At 42.0% G+C, this 17185-nt stretch carries 16 protein-coding genes; 4 read left to right on the top strand and 12 right to left on the bottom strand.

Annotated elements, in window-relative coordinates; all coding sequences use genetic code 11:
• The first annotated feature begins 109 nt into the window (after positions 1–109).
• Positions 110–418: a hypothetical protein gene (locus F7734_RS13610; RefSeq protein ID WP_155745231.1), complete on the top strand. Its 309-nt coding sequence runs from the start codon at positions 110–112 to the stop codon at positions 416–418.
• Positions 419–548: 130 nt separating this feature from the next.
• Here F7734_RS13610 and F7734_RS13605 read toward each other — a convergent pair whose 3' ends face one another.
• The 5 genes from F7734_RS13605 to F7734_RS13585 form a co-directional block, all read right to left on the bottom strand.
• A complete protein-coding gene (locus F7734_RS13605) occupies positions 549–1946 on the bottom strand; it encodes an ABC transporter substrate-binding protein (protein WP_155745230.1) in 1398 nt (465 codons plus the stop codon).
• Between the two features lie 322 nt (positions 1947–2268).
• Positions 2269–5856, bottom strand: a complete 3588-nt coding sequence (locus F7734_RS13600; RefSeq protein WP_155745229.1) for an AAA-like domain-containing protein — start codon at positions 5854–5856, stop codon at positions 2269–2271.
• A gap of 5 nt (positions 5857–5861) precedes the next feature.
• Positions 5862–7310, bottom strand: coding sequence for an AAA-like domain-containing protein (locus F7734_RS13595; protein WP_155745228.1), 1449 nt, complete (start codon positions 7308–7310; stop codon positions 5862–5864).
• 362 nt (positions 7311–7672) lie between these two features.
• Complete coding sequence (locus F7734_RS13590; protein ID WP_166481888.1) at positions 7673–8323, bottom strand: hypothetical protein; 651 nt, start codon at positions 8321–8323, stop codon at positions 7673–7675.
• Positions 8324–8785: 462 nt separating this feature from the next.
• Entirely contained in the window at positions 8786–9475 is a 690-nt protein-coding gene (locus F7734_RS13585) for a cadmium resistance transporter (RefSeq protein WP_155745227.1), read from the bottom strand.
• A gap of 531 nt (positions 9476–10006) precedes the next feature.
• Between F7734_RS13585 and F7734_RS13580 the strand changes: the two genes are divergently transcribed.
• Entirely contained in the window at positions 10007–10456 is a 450-nt protein-coding gene (locus F7734_RS13580) for a hypothetical protein (protein WP_155745226.1), read from the top strand.
• Between the two features lie 23 nt (positions 10457–10479).
• On the opposite strand, the gene F7734_RS13575 is transcribed toward F7734_RS13580, so the two are convergent.
• From F7734_RS13575 to F7734_RS13565, 3 genes are all read right to left on the bottom strand, one after another.
• Positions 10480–10620, bottom strand: coding sequence for a hypothetical protein (locus tag F7734_RS13575; RefSeq protein WP_155745225.1), 141 nt, complete (start codon positions 10618–10620; stop codon positions 10480–10482).
• A gap of 87 nt (positions 10621–10707) precedes the next feature.
• Positions 10708–11325, bottom strand: a complete 618-nt coding sequence (mtnB, locus tag F7734_RS13570) for a methylthioribulose 1-phosphate dehydratase (RefSeq protein ID WP_155745224.1) — start codon at positions 11323–11325, stop codon at positions 10708–10710.
• A 21-nt stretch (positions 11326–11346) separates the two neighbouring features.
• Positions 11347–11901, bottom strand: a complete 555-nt coding sequence (locus tag F7734_RS13565; RefSeq protein WP_155745223.1) for an acireductone dioxygenase — start codon at positions 11899–11901, stop codon at positions 11347–11349.
• A gap of 436 nt (positions 11902–12337) precedes the next feature.
• Here F7734_RS13565 and F7734_RS13560 point away from each other — a divergent pair, with 436 nt between their 5' ends.
• Together F7734_RS13560 and F7734_RS13555 are read left to right on the top strand one after the other, a co-directional pair.
• Complete coding sequence (locus tag F7734_RS13560) at positions 12338–14557, top strand: hypothetical protein (RefSeq protein WP_155745222.1); 2220 nt, start codon at positions 12338–12340, stop codon at positions 14555–14557.
• Complete coding sequence (locus F7734_RS13555) at positions 14529–15563, top strand: NAD(P)/FAD-dependent oxidoreductase (RefSeq protein WP_155745221.1); 1035 nt, start codon at positions 14529–14531, stop codon at positions 15561–15563. Before F7734_RS13560 ends, F7734_RS13555 begins: the two co-directional genes overlap by 29 nt.
• 156 nt (positions 15564–15719) lie before the next feature.
• On the opposite strand, the gene F7734_RS13550 is transcribed toward F7734_RS13555, so the two are convergent.
• The 4 genes from F7734_RS13550 to F7734_RS13535 all read right to left on the bottom strand — a co-directional run bounded on the left by F7734_RS13550 (position 15720) and on the right by F7734_RS13535 (position 17048).
• Positions 15720–16022, bottom strand: a complete 303-nt coding sequence (locus F7734_RS13550; RefSeq protein WP_155745220.1) for a HigA family addiction module antitoxin — start codon at positions 16020–16022, stop codon at positions 15720–15722.
• 13 nt (positions 16023–16035) lie between these two features.
• Entirely contained in the window at positions 16036–16176 is a 141-nt protein-coding gene (locus tag F7734_RS13545) for a type II toxin-antitoxin system RelE/ParE family toxin (protein ID WP_347566192.1), read from the bottom strand.
• A 15-nt stretch (positions 16177–16191) separates the two neighbouring features.
• The gene (locus F7734_RS65250) at positions 16192–16317 is read right to left on the bottom strand and encodes a hypothetical protein (protein WP_279239709.1); all 126 of its coding nucleotides are present in this window, start codon (positions 16315–16317) and stop codon (positions 16192–16194) included.
• 134 nt (positions 16318–16451) lie between these two features.
• A complete protein-coding gene (locus F7734_RS13535) occupies positions 16452–17048 on the bottom strand; it encodes a hypothetical protein (protein ID WP_155745219.1) in 597 nt (198 codons plus the stop codon).
• Positions 17049–17185 lie beyond the last annotated feature (137 nt).

The raw sequence follows: 17185 nt of genomic DNA, 5'->3' as shown, positions 1-17185 counted from the left end.
GGAAATACAAAAATCTTTCTGTTTTCTAGTAGTGCCTTAGAGCTCAATTAGAGCGCAACACGAGTTAGTAGTACGCGACGGTGCCTCTATCTCTATTGACCCCTCAGGAGTGCTAACAAGCGATGATAGTAGCGGTGGTTCCCTTAATCTTGGTGGAAATATCACGGTTGTAACGAAGGATTTGTTGCTTTTGAATAGTCCTGGTGGTAACCTGACAACTAATGACGGTGCCTTATTAGGTGTTAACCTCTCCAATCCACTCCCTATAACCAATGGCGCAACGATCCAGATTACAGCAAGAACCATCAGATTAGTTAGCGTACCTGAACCTGACTCTATATTAAGTTTGCTAGCTTTTGCAGTTTTTGGCGCAGCTTCAATACATAAAGTCAAACAAAAAAGTAAATTTGTTTTTTAAGTAAAAGAAAATAATTACAGCAAATTTCAACCTGGTGAGGTACAAAAATTACCCCCCTCTGTCCCCCCTTACAAAGGGGGGATGAAAGGAGGGTGTACCTCATGAGACTGAGAAAGGCTATATTGTCTTGCTATTCAGCAAAAATTTCATTTATCTGTTGAATTGCCTTATCAGCTGCTTCCTCTGGAGAAACACGATCTATGACGACTCGACGCAAAGCTTGACCCCAAACATTTTTCATCAATACTTTACTATAAGAAGAATTTTGAGCGATATATAATAGACGAGTTTGTTTCATAATGAGTGGTTTAGCACCCTCCGAGATGTGAGGATCTTTCTTATCTGTCCAGAAAGGGTCTTTCCAAACAAGCTCGTGTACTGGAAAAAAACGCCCGCCTGCAACTTTCAGATAATTTCCCATGATTTTAGGGCTGATGAAATATATCAAAAAATCCTTAGCTAATTTCTGATTTTTTGAATCGGTTAGGATAATTGCTTGGGTGATAAGAGAAACATAACGCATGGGCTTGCCGTTAGGTTTATTGGGATATCCAATAGTACCCAAGTTGTTAAAGTAAACATCAGAATTTCGGCGCACAGCCGCAGGAATTGAAAGAGAATTGTTAGCAGTCATGACCACATGACGGTTAAATAAGCTGCGATTGTTATCTGGGTTAAACCAATTTACTGCATCTGGAGGTACATAACCTTGGTCATAAAATTGGGTATACCAAGCTATGCAATTAATGATTCCCTGACGGACTTTTGGATCGCTTGTACGCAATCGACCTTGAGAATCTACAATTTCTACATCATAAGCTTCCAAAATCTGCTCAAAGACTTCAAAAGTATCTCCAGCCCCTACCGATATAGGTAACCCAAGCCCATAAATTTTTTTATTTTTCTTAGTTTGCAAAGTATCTTGTATTTGTTTCCAAAAATCCCAAAAACCATTCCAATCTTTGGGAATATCTTTTTCACTCTTATCCGCTTCCTGGAGCAAATCTCGCCAGTAAAAAATATAAGGAATGCTCTGGTGAAGGGGAACAGCGTAATAGCTTTGCTTCTTTGTGAGATTGTTATAAAAATAAGCACTTGCCAATACAGTGTCGGAGTAAAAAGGTTTGACAGATTCAATGACTTCAGAAACATCTGCTAGTTTACCTTCTCGAGCAAGACTTGGATTGAGAATCCGATCTGCATTGTTACTCATAACAATATCTGGTGGATTGCCTGCTCGAATTGCCCTTTGAGTCTTTTTTGATAGCTCATCAGCACTAAAAAGAGAAAGCTCGGTTTTGTGACCGGTTTCTTGTTGCCACTGCTTTACGACTTGCTGTATTGCCTCATCTTCTTCTAGCGTAAAACCTTTGTCCCACCAAAGTGTTAAGATTCCGTTCTTCGTAGAAGATTCGCTTGGCAACGATTTGTCAGAATTAGAATTATTATTACAAGAAAAAACGCTCAAACTGAGTGTGGCTCCCAGTAAGAGAACATGACAAGTAGTTTGTAATTTTGCAGTTACCATGCTCAATCACTCCCATTTGGCAAAGATTTCTTTAATTTGCGCGATCGCCATCTTTCACTATTCGGGCGATCGCTTTATCCCGGATGTTTTCTTGTAAAACTAAACTGTAAGCACTGGGGGCAATACTGCAAGGGATAAGGAAATTGTAGGGCTTTTCCCTTGGGGAAACTCAATAAATGTCTGTAAATGTTGGGTTTCGTTCCTCAACCCAACCTACGTGATTTCGTATTTTTCGGCTTAACCGACAAGTATTGGCACTGGGGGTATGCTGAGAGCAATATAAACATTTTTTGATACAATTGTATCATGATTTGGACTGCTACTATTTGCGATAAGTGCAAAGATTGCGATCGCTTTCACTTAAATCGGGATTTGTTGTTAAATAATCCTGTACCCAGTTACAGGCATGAATAAAGAGCTTATCTGAAGCTAAAACCCGGTCTAAATCCCATAAGATAACAGTTTTATCATCACTGACCGATGCTAAAACTTTACCATTGGAGTTAAATGCAACTTCTTTGACCGTATCGCTATGCCCGGAAAGAGTTGTCAACAATTGACCGTCAAGAAGCCAAAGTTTGATAGTGTTATCTGAACTGGCTGAGGCTATCATTTTACCATTAGGTGCGATCGCAACTGTATAAACCCCCGCACCATGTCCAGTCAAAGTCTTCAACAGCGTACCATCCCTTTTCCAGAGTTTGACGGTCTTGTCGTCGCTTGCAGAAATAACCAAATTGCCATCGGGACTTATGGCAACTGCATTCACCTGATTGCTATGCCCTGAAAGAATTCTTACTAAAGTCCCATCCCGTCTCCATAATCTTACGGTGTTGTCATCACTTGCTGAAGCAATGATTTGACCGTCATTGCTGACAGTAACTCCATTGACGCCTGAATTATGCCCAACCCGTGTTGCAAAAGCTCTGGTTTCAAACTTAAGCGTACCCTTAAGCTGCCAAAGTTTAACCGTTTTATCATCACTGCCTGACACAATGGTTTTACCGTCAGGAGCGATCGCAATCGCCTTGACCACATCTTTATGCCCGACAAGAGTCTTAAGCAACTGACCCTTTCGATTCCAGATTTTAATAGTATTGTCCGAACTAGCGGATGCGATGGTTTTACCATCCGGGGCGATCGCAACACCATTGACCCCCGCCTGATGACCAATGAGGCTGAGGTGTAATGTCCCATCTGGATTCCAGATTTTGACTGTGTTGTCCCGACTTGCCGAAACAATCATCTTTTCGTTAGGTATAAAAGCCACCCCATGAACGGCATCGCTATGACCGGAGAGAGTGTTTAATAAGGAACTGTTTTGCCTCCAGAACCTCACAGTATTGTCCCGACTTGCTGAGGCGATTGTCTTGCTGATGGGGTTGATTGCAACTTCTTTGACTCCTGCATCATGACCGCGAAGAGTTGTTAATAACGTGCCATCTGGTCTCCACACTTTGATTGTTTTGTCTCGACTTGCCGAAGCAATCACATTACCATCAGAACTAATAGCAATTCCTTCAACTTGATTGCTATGTCCGATGAGAGTTGCTTTCAAAGTACCGTCTAAATTCCACAGCTTGATAGTTCTATCTGCACTCACCGAGGCAATTATCTTTCCATTGGGGCTGAAATAAACTCCTTCGACTTCATCGCTATGCCCTTTGAGTGTACCTACTAAAGTACCGTCCATTTTCCAGAGTTTGACTGTTTTATCGTCACTGGCTGTAGCAAGCATTTTCCCATCGGGGCTGATGGCAACTGCCTCAACTTCATCACTATGCCCTTTGATTGTGCGTAGCAAAGTTCCATTTGCCGTCCATAATTTAACTGTCTTGTCGTCACTTGCGGAAGCGATCGCACTACCATCAGGACTAATAGCAATTGACTCTACTGCATCGCTATGTCCTTTTAGGGTTTTTAGTAAGGTGCCATCAAGATGCCAAAGCTTAACTGTCCTGTCTTCACCACCTGAAGCAATGAAAATCTTTTTTTTATCTTGATTGTAAGTCCCAATAGCAACTGTGTTAACTCCTGCAGTGTGTCCTGATAAAGTCTGAATGAGAGTGCCATCTGGTTGCCAAAGTTTGACGGTTTTATCTGCACTGGCTGAAGCAAATATCTGCCCATCTGCACTAATAGCAACTGAATTTGCCCCCGCACTATGTCCTGACAAGCGGTTATATTCTTTCACTTCATAAATAGCTTGTCTCAATACAGATTCAACTTGTGTTTGGGTTTGTGTATCTGCACTTCCAAAACTTTGCAGTTTTTGCCCAGCCCTAATTCCTTCCATCAAAGCATCTAATTTTTTATCTGAAGCGTACAAAGCTTTGGAAGATGTAGCAATGGCTTTTAATTCGTTTTGCAATACGTTGCGATATTGGAAGAAGGTTGCAACTCCTAACCCCAAAGCAATGACAAATCCTAAAGTAAGGGTACCTAGAGATATTCTTTGAAGTTGGGCAAGTTTTTGCTCCTGAGCCAATCTGGCTTTGATTTCTCTGGTGCATTCTGCAGCCAACCTTGTTTCCACTTCTCTGCGATCGAGTTCTTGACTTGCTGCTAAAAATTGATAGTCCAACTCGCTCAAACTTTTGCCAACAGACCAAGCTTGTGCTTCTAACAGGGCTTGTCCTCGCAACAACCTGGAAGAATCTTGACGTGATGATGCAAGCCAAGCATTTAAAGATTGGGAATAAGGACGCAGTTTTGCTAATTGTTTTTCTATCCAAGCTTGATTAAAAATTTCTTGATAAATACGGTTTTTAATTTTGAGTTTTCCCTGTTGCTTTACAACTAGCCCAGATAGTAAGAGTTCTATTTGTTCTGGTGAGTCATCTATTGGTACGTCAACTCCTTGTAATATTCTTTGATAAAGTGCTAACAAACTACCAGCACGTTGCTCGTTACAGAGGAGGCGATCGCGAATTGTCTTTAAATGCTCCGGTTCATCATGGGCTTCCCAATCATTAATAATATGTGTTTGTACGAGCTTCTCCAAAACAATTGAGGGAAACTGGTAATATATGCTGATGAGATGGTAATTCACAATTGGCAAGTGATAATCCAACTTATATCGTTCTTCTGTTTCCGAATACCCCGTTTCCTGATGTAAAGCCATGCTACCGCTCATTCTTTCGTGTTCTACGATATGGCACAGCTTTTGTGTGAGAAATGGTTGCCCATCAGTCCAACTTAAAATTTCTTTAAGCACTGCCATGGGGTTAGCAACTTTACCCTCTAACCCTGCTGCTAGTGGCTCAACTTCTGATAAACGAAAACCTTGTAAATCGATAGATGTCCCAATATTAAATGGCGTACAAGTCCGGTCAGAAATCAAATCCGAGGGAGTGGCTACACCAAACAAAGCCCAAGTTAGACGTTTGTATTCTGGATTTTCTGCCCGTTGATTGTAGCAAGCACGAATCAACGCAAAAAAATCAGCAACTGGAAAATTTAAGCTAAGAACGTTATCAATTTCATCAATAAAAATAAATATTTTTTCACTTTTTAATTTAACTAATAAAATATCTTCAACAAACTGACTTAATCGCTGTAAGGGAGGTAAATCCTCTCGCTCATTCCACCAAGTTTTTATATTAACCGAGCCAAACAGATCAAATCCCCGCAACAAATCTACAACTATACCCTTATACCATTGAGCAGGAGTAATATTTCCATTTCCGATCCTAGTCATATCAACAGAAGCACAGCAATAGCCAGCTTCTTGCAATCGGTATCTTGTTCTCAAACGCAAGCTAGATTTGCCCATTTGCCGGGAACTAAACACATAACAAAATTCACCCCTCATTAAGGCGTCGTATAGTTCAAAATCAGCTTGTCGCTCCACATAACTAGGAGCATCCATTTTGAGACTGCCACCAATTTGATATTCGTAAGATTTCATATCAACTAGTTCAATTGCTCGCAGAAATAAAGCCGATACAACTCACAGCTAGGCACTGCATGATTTCCTTCCAGCTTTACCAAACCCATGCTTTCTAATTTGTAAGCAGTAATTGCTTCCAATTGCACGTCTTCAGTTGCGGTCAAAACACGTTTAAATGCCGTTGCTAGTTCGGGATGCTCCTGGAAATTGGCGAGATGATGCCGCAGGTAATTGCTATAAATACCGCCAATTGTGGGTGCTTCCTGCAGGAGTTCTTCTAGGGTCACCTCTTGACGTGCCAAATGGTAAAGAGCAAGACGTACTAAATAAGGATGACCACCAATCATAGCCACAAGAGGAACCAGTGTTTGCGCCCCTACCTCACCTTTTGCCCAATCCAACCCATGACGGATGGCTAAATCTTGCACCTGTGCCAAAGTAAATTCTGGTAGCTTAATTGCCAGTCCGACGTTAAAAGGAGATTGATTGATATCCAAAGGGATATAAGCTTCTGTGGCATGAACCACAAGCAATCGCAGTTTTTGCCAAACGTCCAATTCTGCAGCATCCTCATACCAAGAGCGCAGGAGTGGCAAAAAGTCACCAGAGATTTCTGGATACTCAAAAATTCGGTTGACTTCATCCAAAGCGCATACCACTGGAGAGTCGATTTTCCGCAAGAGATACTCTTGGAAATACAACGTACAGCTGACTTTGCTGCCAATGTCTTCATCCCAGTAATCATCTAGGCGTGGTTCTATCTGCAACTGGCGACTGGCGTTGGCACAAAACCACCGCAAGAATTTATCCAAACTGGTGAAAACGTGACTGTCAGCCAGTTGAAAACCGATGGACACAGTGTGTAAGCCTATTGTCTGTCTGGCATGAGTCAAAATTCTCTGCATCAGGGAGGTTTTACCCGTCTGCTTGGGTGCTTTAATCCGGATTAAGCTTCCGGGTTTAGCAATCTCGGCACAAGCTCGTTCTTCAATGGGAGGACGCTCGATGTAAAAGAAGGAATTAAGCGGTACAGGACCACTGGGAATCTCTAAGCTATAGGGAACGGAGAGTGAAGGTTTTTGCTCTTCTTGGCTCGTATAACCGATAGAAGGTTCCTGGTTTTCGCGATCGCCAGACTGCAGTTCCAGATATTCTTTATCTGCTAGCTGTTGGTAATGCAACAGAACCGCTTGGGCATTTTGCAATTTCTTCTGAAGAGCAGTATTTTCTGCTCGCCTTCTAATGACCGAACGAAAATTACTTTTAGTTACCTCTTCATCTAGAGATTGAGACAGTAACTTCCATAATTTGGAACCAACATCTTTAATATAGTTCGCATCATAGCTAGCACTGTCCGCTATTTCCTGGTAAGTCTGTCCTTCCCAGGCTTTGCGGAAAACTAGTTCCTGTAGATTGCTTAAGCGGTTTTCTAGAAATGTATCTAGAACAACCAATGCCTCATCAACATTCATCTGTTAGAGAAGGATCGGGTTGACTTTATACGACTCTATCTGAATTTTTCACATTTTTTTAACTTTTTCATTTAAATTTAAGACTGTTACTCTGCTTTTAGTAATATTTTTTATCTTATTATTGTATTTTTTGATACCTTTTCTTGCGCGTTTTCTTTGGGTCAAAGAGGCTAAAGGCAATACTGCGTAGATTTTGCTTAAAAATACGAAAATACGTAGGTTGGGTTGAGGAACGAAACCCAACATACAGTGTCTTAATGTTTACTTTATAAATCATCTCTTAAAAAATAAAACAACCCCCTCAATTGAGGAGGTTGAAACAATATTAGGTGGGAAAACTTGATGACAAAGCAGTGCGCTTTCTAGTCAATAGGAGCGTTGGGGACTTGAGCGCTTACTTCTGCTTGAGAGAGATTGGGAATTGTCCAGTTTGGCTCACCAGCTGCAATGACTCCAGCAATAGGAGCGTTCAATTCAACTTCACCGGTAACAGGGTTAGTTCTAGCAACCAACTGTGTCCCATCGACAATCTTGAGAACGAAAGGCTGTTGTCCTGCTGTTTGTTCAACTTCAGAGGCTGCAGGAGCCGGAAGGTTAATACCAGCTACCTTCGCGTCGTTAGGTAAGTATATACCATCGCAGTCCCAGTCATCATCTGTCTTATGACCGGCTCCCAAGTAGAAGAGGGTATTAGTAGGGGTGCCAGATTTGCTTGGTTTATGAGCGTAAACACCTATTGTCTTTCCTGTATCGTTGCGGCAAACACCCCAATCTTCTGTGCTCTCTTGGATATATTTCTGAAATTGCAAGTCAGAAATTCTTTTTTGTAAGTCTTCTGCAGTGTAACCACCTTGAGAGGGATCGTTTCTGATTTGCAGGAGTTGATCGAGTTGTTGATTGATCCCAAGATACTCAGGACTCTTTTCCGCGATCGGATCTGCAAAAGAAGGCTGAGCAACAACTAAGTTAACCAATAGTAGCAGAAACACCAAAATTGCTTTGAAGCTTTTCACAATTTTTCTCCTCTTTATTATGAGAACACCGAGCTTTTTTTATTGCTCTTTGAATTTAACTGGACTGTTATAGAAATCCTGTTAAATTGTTGAAATCTACGTAGGTAGGGCTAAAGCCCACTCTACTGCTCTGGTCACTGGTCACTGTTAACTATCCTCGGAGGTATAGTCTACTCAATACTGCAAGGGCTGAGAATTTTTGTAGGTTGGGTTGAACGATATTGAAACTTAACAAATGCTTGTAAATGTTGGGTTTCGTTCCTCAACCCAACCTACATATTTTCGGATTTTTAAGCTTAACCTATGCAGTATTGATAGTCTACTATATTTGAACTCTCTTAATAGCAACACACACGATTTTTTTCCAAATTATAGAAAGAATTGATTAAAACGGAGCGTGGCTTTTTAGAAGATTAGAAAATTTTATAGTCACCTAATTATGTAGGGATTGACTAATTCTTGTTATGCAGAAGTGACGCGCTGACGTGATATATTAAAAAACATCCAACCAAAGAACATGACAGCAACTGATAATATCGCTAGTACTAAGCTATCTAATGCAATATATACACCCAAACCAATCAAGAGGAATGGGACAAGCAAATTCCCGTAGCGCATGAGTATTTTCGCGATCGCGTTTTGATGAGTTAGCTGATAGGCTATGTAACACCAAACTGCTACAAGGATAAAGAATATACTTATAGTAATTAGCAAATTTACTGTACTACTGCTGGCAAATAATGGCATATAAATACCGATGTTATCACCACCATTAGCAAAAGTGATAGCTGCGACACCATAGGTTTGAGGAGACAAAAAACTACCTATAGGTGAGAATCTAGACGAAGGTATCTCTAATTCATCGTCTGTATCTTCCTCTTCTAGATTGACCAAGCGATTTAGACCAACAGCAATGGGGATAAAGCCAGAAACATCCAACCAAACACTAGGCAGAACAAAACTCCCAAAAAATCCTAACAGACTGATAGCAACCAAGACTGTGAAGCCCAGATACTGTCCTACGACAATATGGCGGTGCCGAAATGCTGAATTGACTTGGGAGAAAAGTAGTGTCAGGATAACGATATCGTCAAGATTAGTCGCGGTAAATGCGGCGATCCCAGAGGGAACAGCATTGATAAACGTACTCATTGTTGCTAGTCCTTCAATATAAATATAAGTTTCTCACTCGTTAATTTGTTGTCGTGTTATGTGAACCGTCAACTCATCTCTGTCATATTTACTGTAAGTAACTCTTTTGAACTAAGCAAATGTTCTTTCTTGTTAAATTGATAAATAGAAGTGATTGAAGGTAGTAACCACAGTGTTCCTCTCGTTCCCAGGCGGAGCCTGGGAATGCATACTGCGAGGCTCTGCCTCGCTTGATACTGAAACACTGCTGCAAATAAACCTCTATGAGATTGCGTACAACCCTCGTAAAGACACTTCAAACAGCGCGTCTCTACATTCTTTTTCGCTCCTATGCCTAATGTACAGCAAAGTGTAGATAGCAGAAGAATACAAGCTTAAACCGATCAGATTATATGATATTTGTTCAATCTACTCGAAGAGTGAATTAATTTAACGACTTATGACTTGAGAACTTCTGCCTGGGGAACGATATGGCTTCCAAGTCAGATGAAGTAGAAATAGAGTACTAAGTAAACGTGCAAATTGTATTCTATGAAATTCAATTATTTGATGAAACGGCTTTCTAATGTAGGACGCTTTCTAGCTACCGCTCTGTTTTGTGTATCAGCGATCGCCTTCGTTTGGCAAGGTGCGTCTTTCTCAAAGACTACAGCAATGGCAGCTCCTGTTGCAAATTTGATAGCTGAAGCAGACTTAGGCTCAAAAGTTCAAGGAAAAGTCAGTGAAGATACTGGACGAACCAAGAATTTCATCCGAGATGCGAAAGAAAGTCTCAAAGAAACAGCAAATAAAAATGCTGAAAAAGTTGAGGACGCAACAGATAATAATGGTAGTTTTATTGAGCGCAAAGCTAAAAGAGATGCGGCTCGAATCGCGAAAAGAGCAGAGGAAGATGCAAATCGGACTGAGAAAGTACTAGAAACCGAAAAGAATGTTGTTGAACGTGCTGTTGATAGCGTCAAGGATGCTTTTAGCAAGTAGAAAACAGATAGGGGTTGTAATATTCAACTTGTCCAAGCAGTATCGGCAGTGATAACGGCAATATTTCTCGCTATTGCTAAAGCAAGACAGGAACGGTCTCCCAAGGAAAGCCCGAACTGTCTTGTTTGTTCTTCACGGATAGTGACAGTATCGCCTTCCATCATCCTCAGAATAAATTAGGAGGCGGAGCCTCAAGTAAGGCATTCCCAGGCGGAGCCTGGGAACGAGTTAGGAGTCCAATAACCAAATCATTAAATTCCCGCATGCCTTGCTGCTACTAGATAGCGAAAAATATATTCAACTAATTCAATATAGTTGCGGGCAGTTTCGGGAGAAGTTGCCCAAACGGTAATTCCATGATCTCGAATCAGCAAGGCTGGCACTTCAGGAGGCTTTTTGGTAAACCGTTCTTCAATTTCATTTGCAATCCGGGCAACTTGTAAGTGGTTGGTAAATATGGGAAGGCAGCATTTGGGGTTTTCTTCCCAAACTCCCAAACCTTTAAGCATTTCTAATGGTGGAAGGGGTAGACTATCTCCTTGTACAAAGCGAGAAACTAAATTGGCTTCAACTGAGTGGACGTGATAGCAACTAGTTGCTTCGGGAAACAATTTATAGATAACTTGATGAATTGCTGTCTCAGCTGAAGGCTTCACATCAGGATAGGTTTGCTCCACTTTACCTTTTGGACTGATGCGAACAAAATCACTCTTGCATAATTCTCCTTTAGAACGTCCACTGGCTGTAATCCAGAAACTACCATCAGGTAACTTCACTGACAAATTCCCTGCAGTTCCTACCATCCATCCTTGATGGTAAAAATGACGGGCAGTGGCAATAATTTCAACAAGTTGTTTGTCATTTGTCATTTGTCATTTGTCATTTGTCATTTATCGAGCAGCTACTTTATTAGTACGAATTTCTGTGCCTGTATACTCAGGTGTCCAACCTTCTGTTCCAGTAAAATAACGCACTGCTTTTATCCGCCTTGCTGGAGTCAGATAAAACCAATGTTCGGTTCCTACTGGTACGTTAATATACTCTTCTGGTTGCACTGTCAGTTCTACCTGGCTGCCATCTGGTCGTACAAAACCAAATATGCCTTCTCCATCAATAATGTATCGTACTTCGTCTTCTGCATGAGTGTGTATCTTGTCAAACTTTGACAGCATAGTATCAAGGTTTGGAATTCCAGGATGCAATACGATTAAGTCGCGTGTTTGATAACCTGCTGTTTGCTGTAGTTGCTTGAAGTACCCATCTAAGGATGTTAAGACTTGTTCTTTTTCCTCTTCGCTCAGGCTATCTTGTGCTAAGAGTCGGTGCAACTGTCCATCTTCTCCTACTGCCCAGCGATTGAGTTGAATACCCAAAGGTGCGAGTTCTTGCGTAATCTTATCTAAATCGGTGTGTCGCGATCCATCTTCCAGTTGTAGAATTGCCATATATCACCTCGTAAAGTAGAGGATAGATTGTACGGTATTTTTATAGATTATATGTATTTCTTGGGTAAAAAGCTGGAAAGTTGACACGCATTTAATTAAAAAATTTAGTGGAGTTTTACGTAATTCTGCCAAGACGACTTGAATAATTTTATAGGCTCAATAAAAAAGTACTAAATCATGCGTACTGAGTAAAAAGTTGTACTAGCATGACAGGCTAATCTGGTGCATAGTTGTAGTGCTTCTTACGTGTATCCAAATTTTCAAGGCAGATGGCTTCCTTCAGTGTAGGTGAACATCGCTCACCTACGCTTGTAGCTAATTATAGAAACACCAAAGGAATGAGTACTGCTTGTGATTCGTAATTGCTCTATCCCCAAGAAGTGCAATTACAAAATGCTTATAAAGTTGTAACTGTATACAAGGAAATTAATTGTTCATGTCCTTAATTGATGAAGTCAAACAGGTTTGCGATCGCTTAGCTCTTCTAGGATGGCGGGATTTACTGCTACAACATGGATTAGATATCACGGCAAGTAACCTCAAGCAGGAGCTAACTAAGGACTTACCAGCTATCAAGCGTCAGATTCCAGGATTTGAAGATTTTGCTTTTGAAGGCAAACGCGGAGTAGAAGCAGGAAATCCAGCTCGCAGTTTGCTATTTCATGCCTTCGCTTCACCCAATGTTGTTCTAGGTGCTCAAAATACAAATCCCAACGCATACCCAACTCTCGCCGAACTCGAAATCATTGAAAACTTTGTTTACGGCGTACAACCTCCTTCCTTACAAGACTTACGAGTTCGCGCTCAAAACCAACCGTTGGCGATCGTTGTCTTTGGTTCAGAATATCGCCCTGGAGCAGAAACAGTTCACCGCAAGCACGCAGATCTGTGCTTTTCACGCACGGGTGTTGCTAGAGTAGGAACGGCTGAAGCACTCTACGATGCCAAAGCGCGTGGATTTTTACCATTTGTAGAGTCCGATCCAGCAAGTTTCCGTGTTTTACCCGCTCGTTATTCTGCCTATATTGCAGTTCAACGTCGTGGCAATCCAGAAACTTTCGGTCCCATGCGTTTTCAAACAGGAGATGACAGCAGGTTATTCTGGGTTCCCCTCCACAAGATCTTTGACGGTACAGAGTGCATTCGCGGTTTGAACTTGCAGGTGAGTTTGCTTTCCCGTCACGTCAATCAAAAACTTCGGCGAGTTCACCTATCCTTAAAAGGTACGGGATGGGGTGAGCCAGACATTAGCAATCCACCCTTCATTTTTTCTGAAGGCATTGCTGAACTATCAACCAAATCAGAGTTTGGCAACGGGCTTTTAGTTCCGGTTGTTCACCCAAATCTGATTGAAGCCGCAAAATATCAAGGTAAACTACTAACTTTTAGAGTTCCAGAAAATAGTTCTACTCTCTCCTCTAGCTTGGAAATTCCTGCTGATGGAGATGCAAGACACGCTCCTGAATACGTCCATGCCCGTCACAGAGTCTTAGAAAACGGTCAAATTGAAAACCTGAACGATCGCCCAGATGTGGAACGCCTTGTCCGAGAAGGTGGGTATGATGCTCAACACTATGTAGACTTTACAGGTGATGGATGGGTTGAAGCTATCTGTCCCGAATTGGCAGTAGCAATTCCCCGCCGCATCCCTGCCTATTCTCTAGTCACAGCGCCAGATTTCTTCCCCAATTGCGACCAAAGAGAACTCTTAGAATGGACTGAGCAGTCAGTCCCTTCTAGATTGAGAAACAATCTCTGGCGAATTCCACCAGATACTTTATCTGATATCAGGTTAGCACCCAATCTTCAGTTAGAAGATGCAGACTTTATCCCAGAAGATAAAACTGTCACTGCAATTATCTCACCACCAGTGACTGGGTCGGTGCGGCAAATGCCATTAACTGGTTCCCCAACAATGCGGCACGCGTATTTACCTGATTCGGCAGCTGGTATCTTTGCTCCAGGTTGGGATGTCAGTACGGATACAACTGCTGAAGGTGTCAGTCACTTGGCATCTTACGGCTTGGGTAGCCCTTTCCCAGAAGATGCAAAACTTTGTGCTGCACTCAGTACATTTTGGCCCGCAGTGGCTCCCGATGCAGCTCGGACTTTCCAACCAAATCCCAATTGGCCTACCGTTAGCCCCCTGACAGATGAAGAAATTGGTCAAGTTGGCAACCAGTCTTGGGATGGCGTGACTGGCCCGCGTAAGGTGACAAGGGATGGTAAAATCTTTATAGAATATCCTGATTTTGCCCATGCAGATTATGTTGAGAACACTTTGCAGCACAAGTTCTCAATATCTCTTACAGGTCAGGTGGATGTACGTGAATATGAAGCCAGAGTTTTGGCAATGGCAAACGTTTACAGTGTCTTGAGGCTGAATACCCCTCAAGCTAGGGGTCAATGGAGCGTGTTTTCATTCCGTCAAGTGATTTCCACTGATGCAGAATTGACACAGGCACAAACTCAAACTGGAACGAGACTCAGTGGTACTATCTATAGGTTTGAGATTTACCGACCTGGCGCTGTCTTAAATACAAGCGATTTTCGCAAACGTCTCGTTGAAATTACGGAAAGTGTGACTTTGTTTGTTACACCTATCAATATCTTGTTAAAACGTGGCAATGGTAACTGGTCTCGCAGACGTATCTAGTTTTGATGTCATTGTAGTGGGCAGTGGACCGGGTGGTTCTGCTGCCGCTATTTGGTGCGCTCAAAAGGGCTTACAGGTTGCCCTGATTGAAGCAAAACCATTTCCGCGATCGCATCCCGGTGAAACACTACATCCCGGTATTGAACCACTCCTGAAGCAGTTAGGCGCTGCTGAGGCAGTCCTAGCGGCTGGTTTTATACGCCACAGTGGAAACTGGGTGCAGTGGGATGCAGAACGCCAGTTTATCCCTTTTGGTGAAGATGAATCGGGAGCATGGTTGGGGTTCCAAGCGTGGAGAGCCGATTTTGATTGTATTTTGCTCGATCGGGCAAAAGCTGTAGGCGTCACTGTTCTGCAACCCTGTCGCGCTTCTCAGGTACTTGTGGAAGGGGGTAGAGTTGTTGGTGTTCAAACGTCTCAAGGAACTTTGAGAGCATCTAGAGTCATTGATGCTGGTGGCAATCATCATTGGTTGGCTCGACAATTAGGATTGCAAATTCACCAACACTCTCCTCGCCTCATTGCTTACTACGGTTATGCCACAGGTGAATGTCCAAAACGAGATGATACTCCTGCGATCGTCGCTGATTCTGATGGCTGGACGTGGACGGCTAAAGTGCGATCGGGCTTCTACCAATGGACGCGTCTGTCACTCATTGGCGAGAAAGTCAAAAAAGATTGGCTGCCAGAAGAATTTCAGAATCTCGAAATTCATGAGAAAATGCAGGCAGCCGATGTGACTTGGCGAATTGTCTCCCAACCTGCTGGGCTTGGTTACTTTATAGTTGGGGATGCAGCTGCGGTTCTCGACCCTGCATCCAGTCATGGGGTGTTGAAAGCCATCATGTCTGGTATGTGGGCTGGGCATTTAATTACTGCACAATTGTTAGATAATCTCAGCGAGACTCATGCGATTCGAGAATACTCTCAATGGCTTGACAATTGGTTTCGCCATGATGTAGATAAGCTCAGTACAATGTATGCCAAGAGAGGATTTATAAAGTAGGTTGGGTTGAGGAACGAAACCCAACATTTCACCCAACATTTCACCCAACATTTCACCCAACATTTCATCGAATTATTGGGTGTCTTCGTTTTACCCAAACCACACAATACATTTGGCGATTTAAGATTTACTATATAAATGACTTCTAACTTAAAATTAAACCGCTTTAAATTGCGAAATAGCTTTTAATTCCTCTTCTTCTTCTTGGAGAACGTGGTATATTTCCCAATTTTGCTGGAGATTTAACCAAAAACTAGAACTATTTCCAAAAAACTTGGACAACCGTAGCGCGGTACTCGGTGTAATACCACGCTTCTGATTTATCAACTCATTGATTCGTTGATAGGGAACGTGAAGCGCATCTGCTAGCTGTCGCTGGGTTATGCCCATTGGCTCGAGAAAATCTTTAAGTAATATTTCACCAGGATGGGATGGAGGTCTATACTTGGGAACTTTCATTAATTTTTATCTCCTAATGATAATCGACTATTTCAACTTCGGATGCGCCTTCAAGTGTCCATATAAAACAAATTCGATATTGGTCATTAATCCGAATACTATGCTGACCCTTACGTTCGCCTTTTAGCGTTTCTAACCTATTACCCGGTGGAATTTTAATGTCATATTATCAAATAGCGCTAAAACGAAGTAAATTTTGGTCAATCGTAGCAAAACTGTATTCATAGCCATCAGAACGGTGAATAAGTTTAACGTATTGCCGAGCTACAGCAATGCGATGACCACTAATTAGCACTTCTACTCCTTTGTCAGTGGGCGTTTTGACTCTAGTGCGATCGCCTACCTCATTGCAACGTCTTGCTTGAGAGCGATCGCATACTCCGCAATTAGACAGGGTAACTGAAAGTGTTTTGTACTGGGAACTCTACATTAATTTGCACTTGTAATAGGAGGTTCATTAGCTGCTGAAATAGCGGTATCTATTAATTCTTGTTGGGACATTACAAAAGCAGCAGTTCCTAATGCAAATTGCAATCCATTTTGTTCCCAGAAAACATACCTAAGAGTATTATGCCCGCTACCTCTAGTGAGGTAAAAGCCACGAATCCCATTACCCAAATCTACTGGTGTTATATTCTCCCCTTTTGGAGGCCAATATTTCGGCTTGCGACTTTTAAACACACTAAGACCTCCAATCGTACATTCATTAGGTTTAGGAGAAGAACCACAGTTTGGTGTTAACGCTAAACGAACTTCAATGGCTTCTTTAGTAGAACCAACATAGGGATAAATTTTGCCATCGACAGGAAGCTCGGAGAATGCTTTTGAAATGAGTGACCAATTTAAGGTAGGAAGTGTAGATGGCAAACGCATTTCTGTACCTTGGGGTAGCTGGTTACGAATATCGTTTAAGATGGGTGTAAAAATAGGTGCTGGCTCAGCTGGTGTATATTGCGTGTTACTTAATAAACTGGCACCTAGAATTGCTAGGCAAGCACTAAAACTTAGTAGTGGTATTCTCTTCAATTTACACACTCCTCTTGGTAATACATACGTGCAGGCAATATATTCTCGATCTAAGCCCGTTAGAATATTACTTGTGCGTTATTTGAGCTCAATTTGAGATCAATTGAAAAACAGCTTGGTAATAATCTCAAAGGTAA

The sequence above is a fragment of the Scytonema sp. UIC 10036 genome (genome assembly GCF_009725235.1).
This window is presented reverse-complemented; position numbering and strand designations above follow the sequence as displayed.

Coding starts and splice junctions, on each gene's coding strand:
- mtnB (WP_155745224.1), bottom strand. CDS start 11,325: ATGACAAATGACAAACAACTTGTTGAAATTATTGCCACTGCCCGTCAT.
- F7734_RS13605 (WP_155745230.1), bottom strand. CDS start 1,946: ATGGTAACTGCAAAATTACAAACTACTTGTCATGTTCTCTTACTGGGA.
- F7734_RS13555 (WP_155745221.1), top strand. CDS start 14,529: ATGGTAACTGGTCTCGCAGACGTATCTAGTTTTGATGTCATTGTAGTG.
- F7734_RS13585 (WP_155745227.1), bottom strand. CDS start 9,475: ATGAGTACGTTTATCAATGCTGTTCCCTCTGGGATCGCCGCATTTACC.
- F7734_RS13575 (WP_155745225.1), bottom strand. CDS start 10,620: ATGATGGAAGGCGATACTGTCACTATCCGTGAAGAACAAACAAGACAG.
- F7734_RS13580 (WP_155745226.1), top strand. CDS start 10,007: ATGAAATTCAATTATTTGATGAAACGGCTTTCTAATGTAGGACGCTTT.
- F7734_RS13600 (WP_155745229.1), bottom strand. CDS start 5,856: ATGAAATCTTACGAATATCAAATTGGTGGCAGTCTCAAAATGGATGCT.
- F7734_RS13560 (WP_155745222.1), top strand. CDS start 12,338: ATGTCCTTAATTGATGAAGTCAAACAGGTTTGCGATCGCTTAGCTCTT.
- F7734_RS13595 (WP_155745228.1), bottom strand. CDS start 7,310: ATGAATGTTGATGAGGCATTGGTTGTTCTAGATACATTTCTAGAAAAC.
- F7734_RS13550 (WP_155745220.1), bottom strand. CDS start 16,022: ATGAAAGTTCCCAAGTATAGACCTCCATCCCATCCTGGTGAAATATTA.
- F7734_RS13565 (WP_155745223.1), bottom strand. CDS start 11,901: ATGGCAATTCTACAACTGGAAGATGGATCGCGACACACCGATTTAGAT.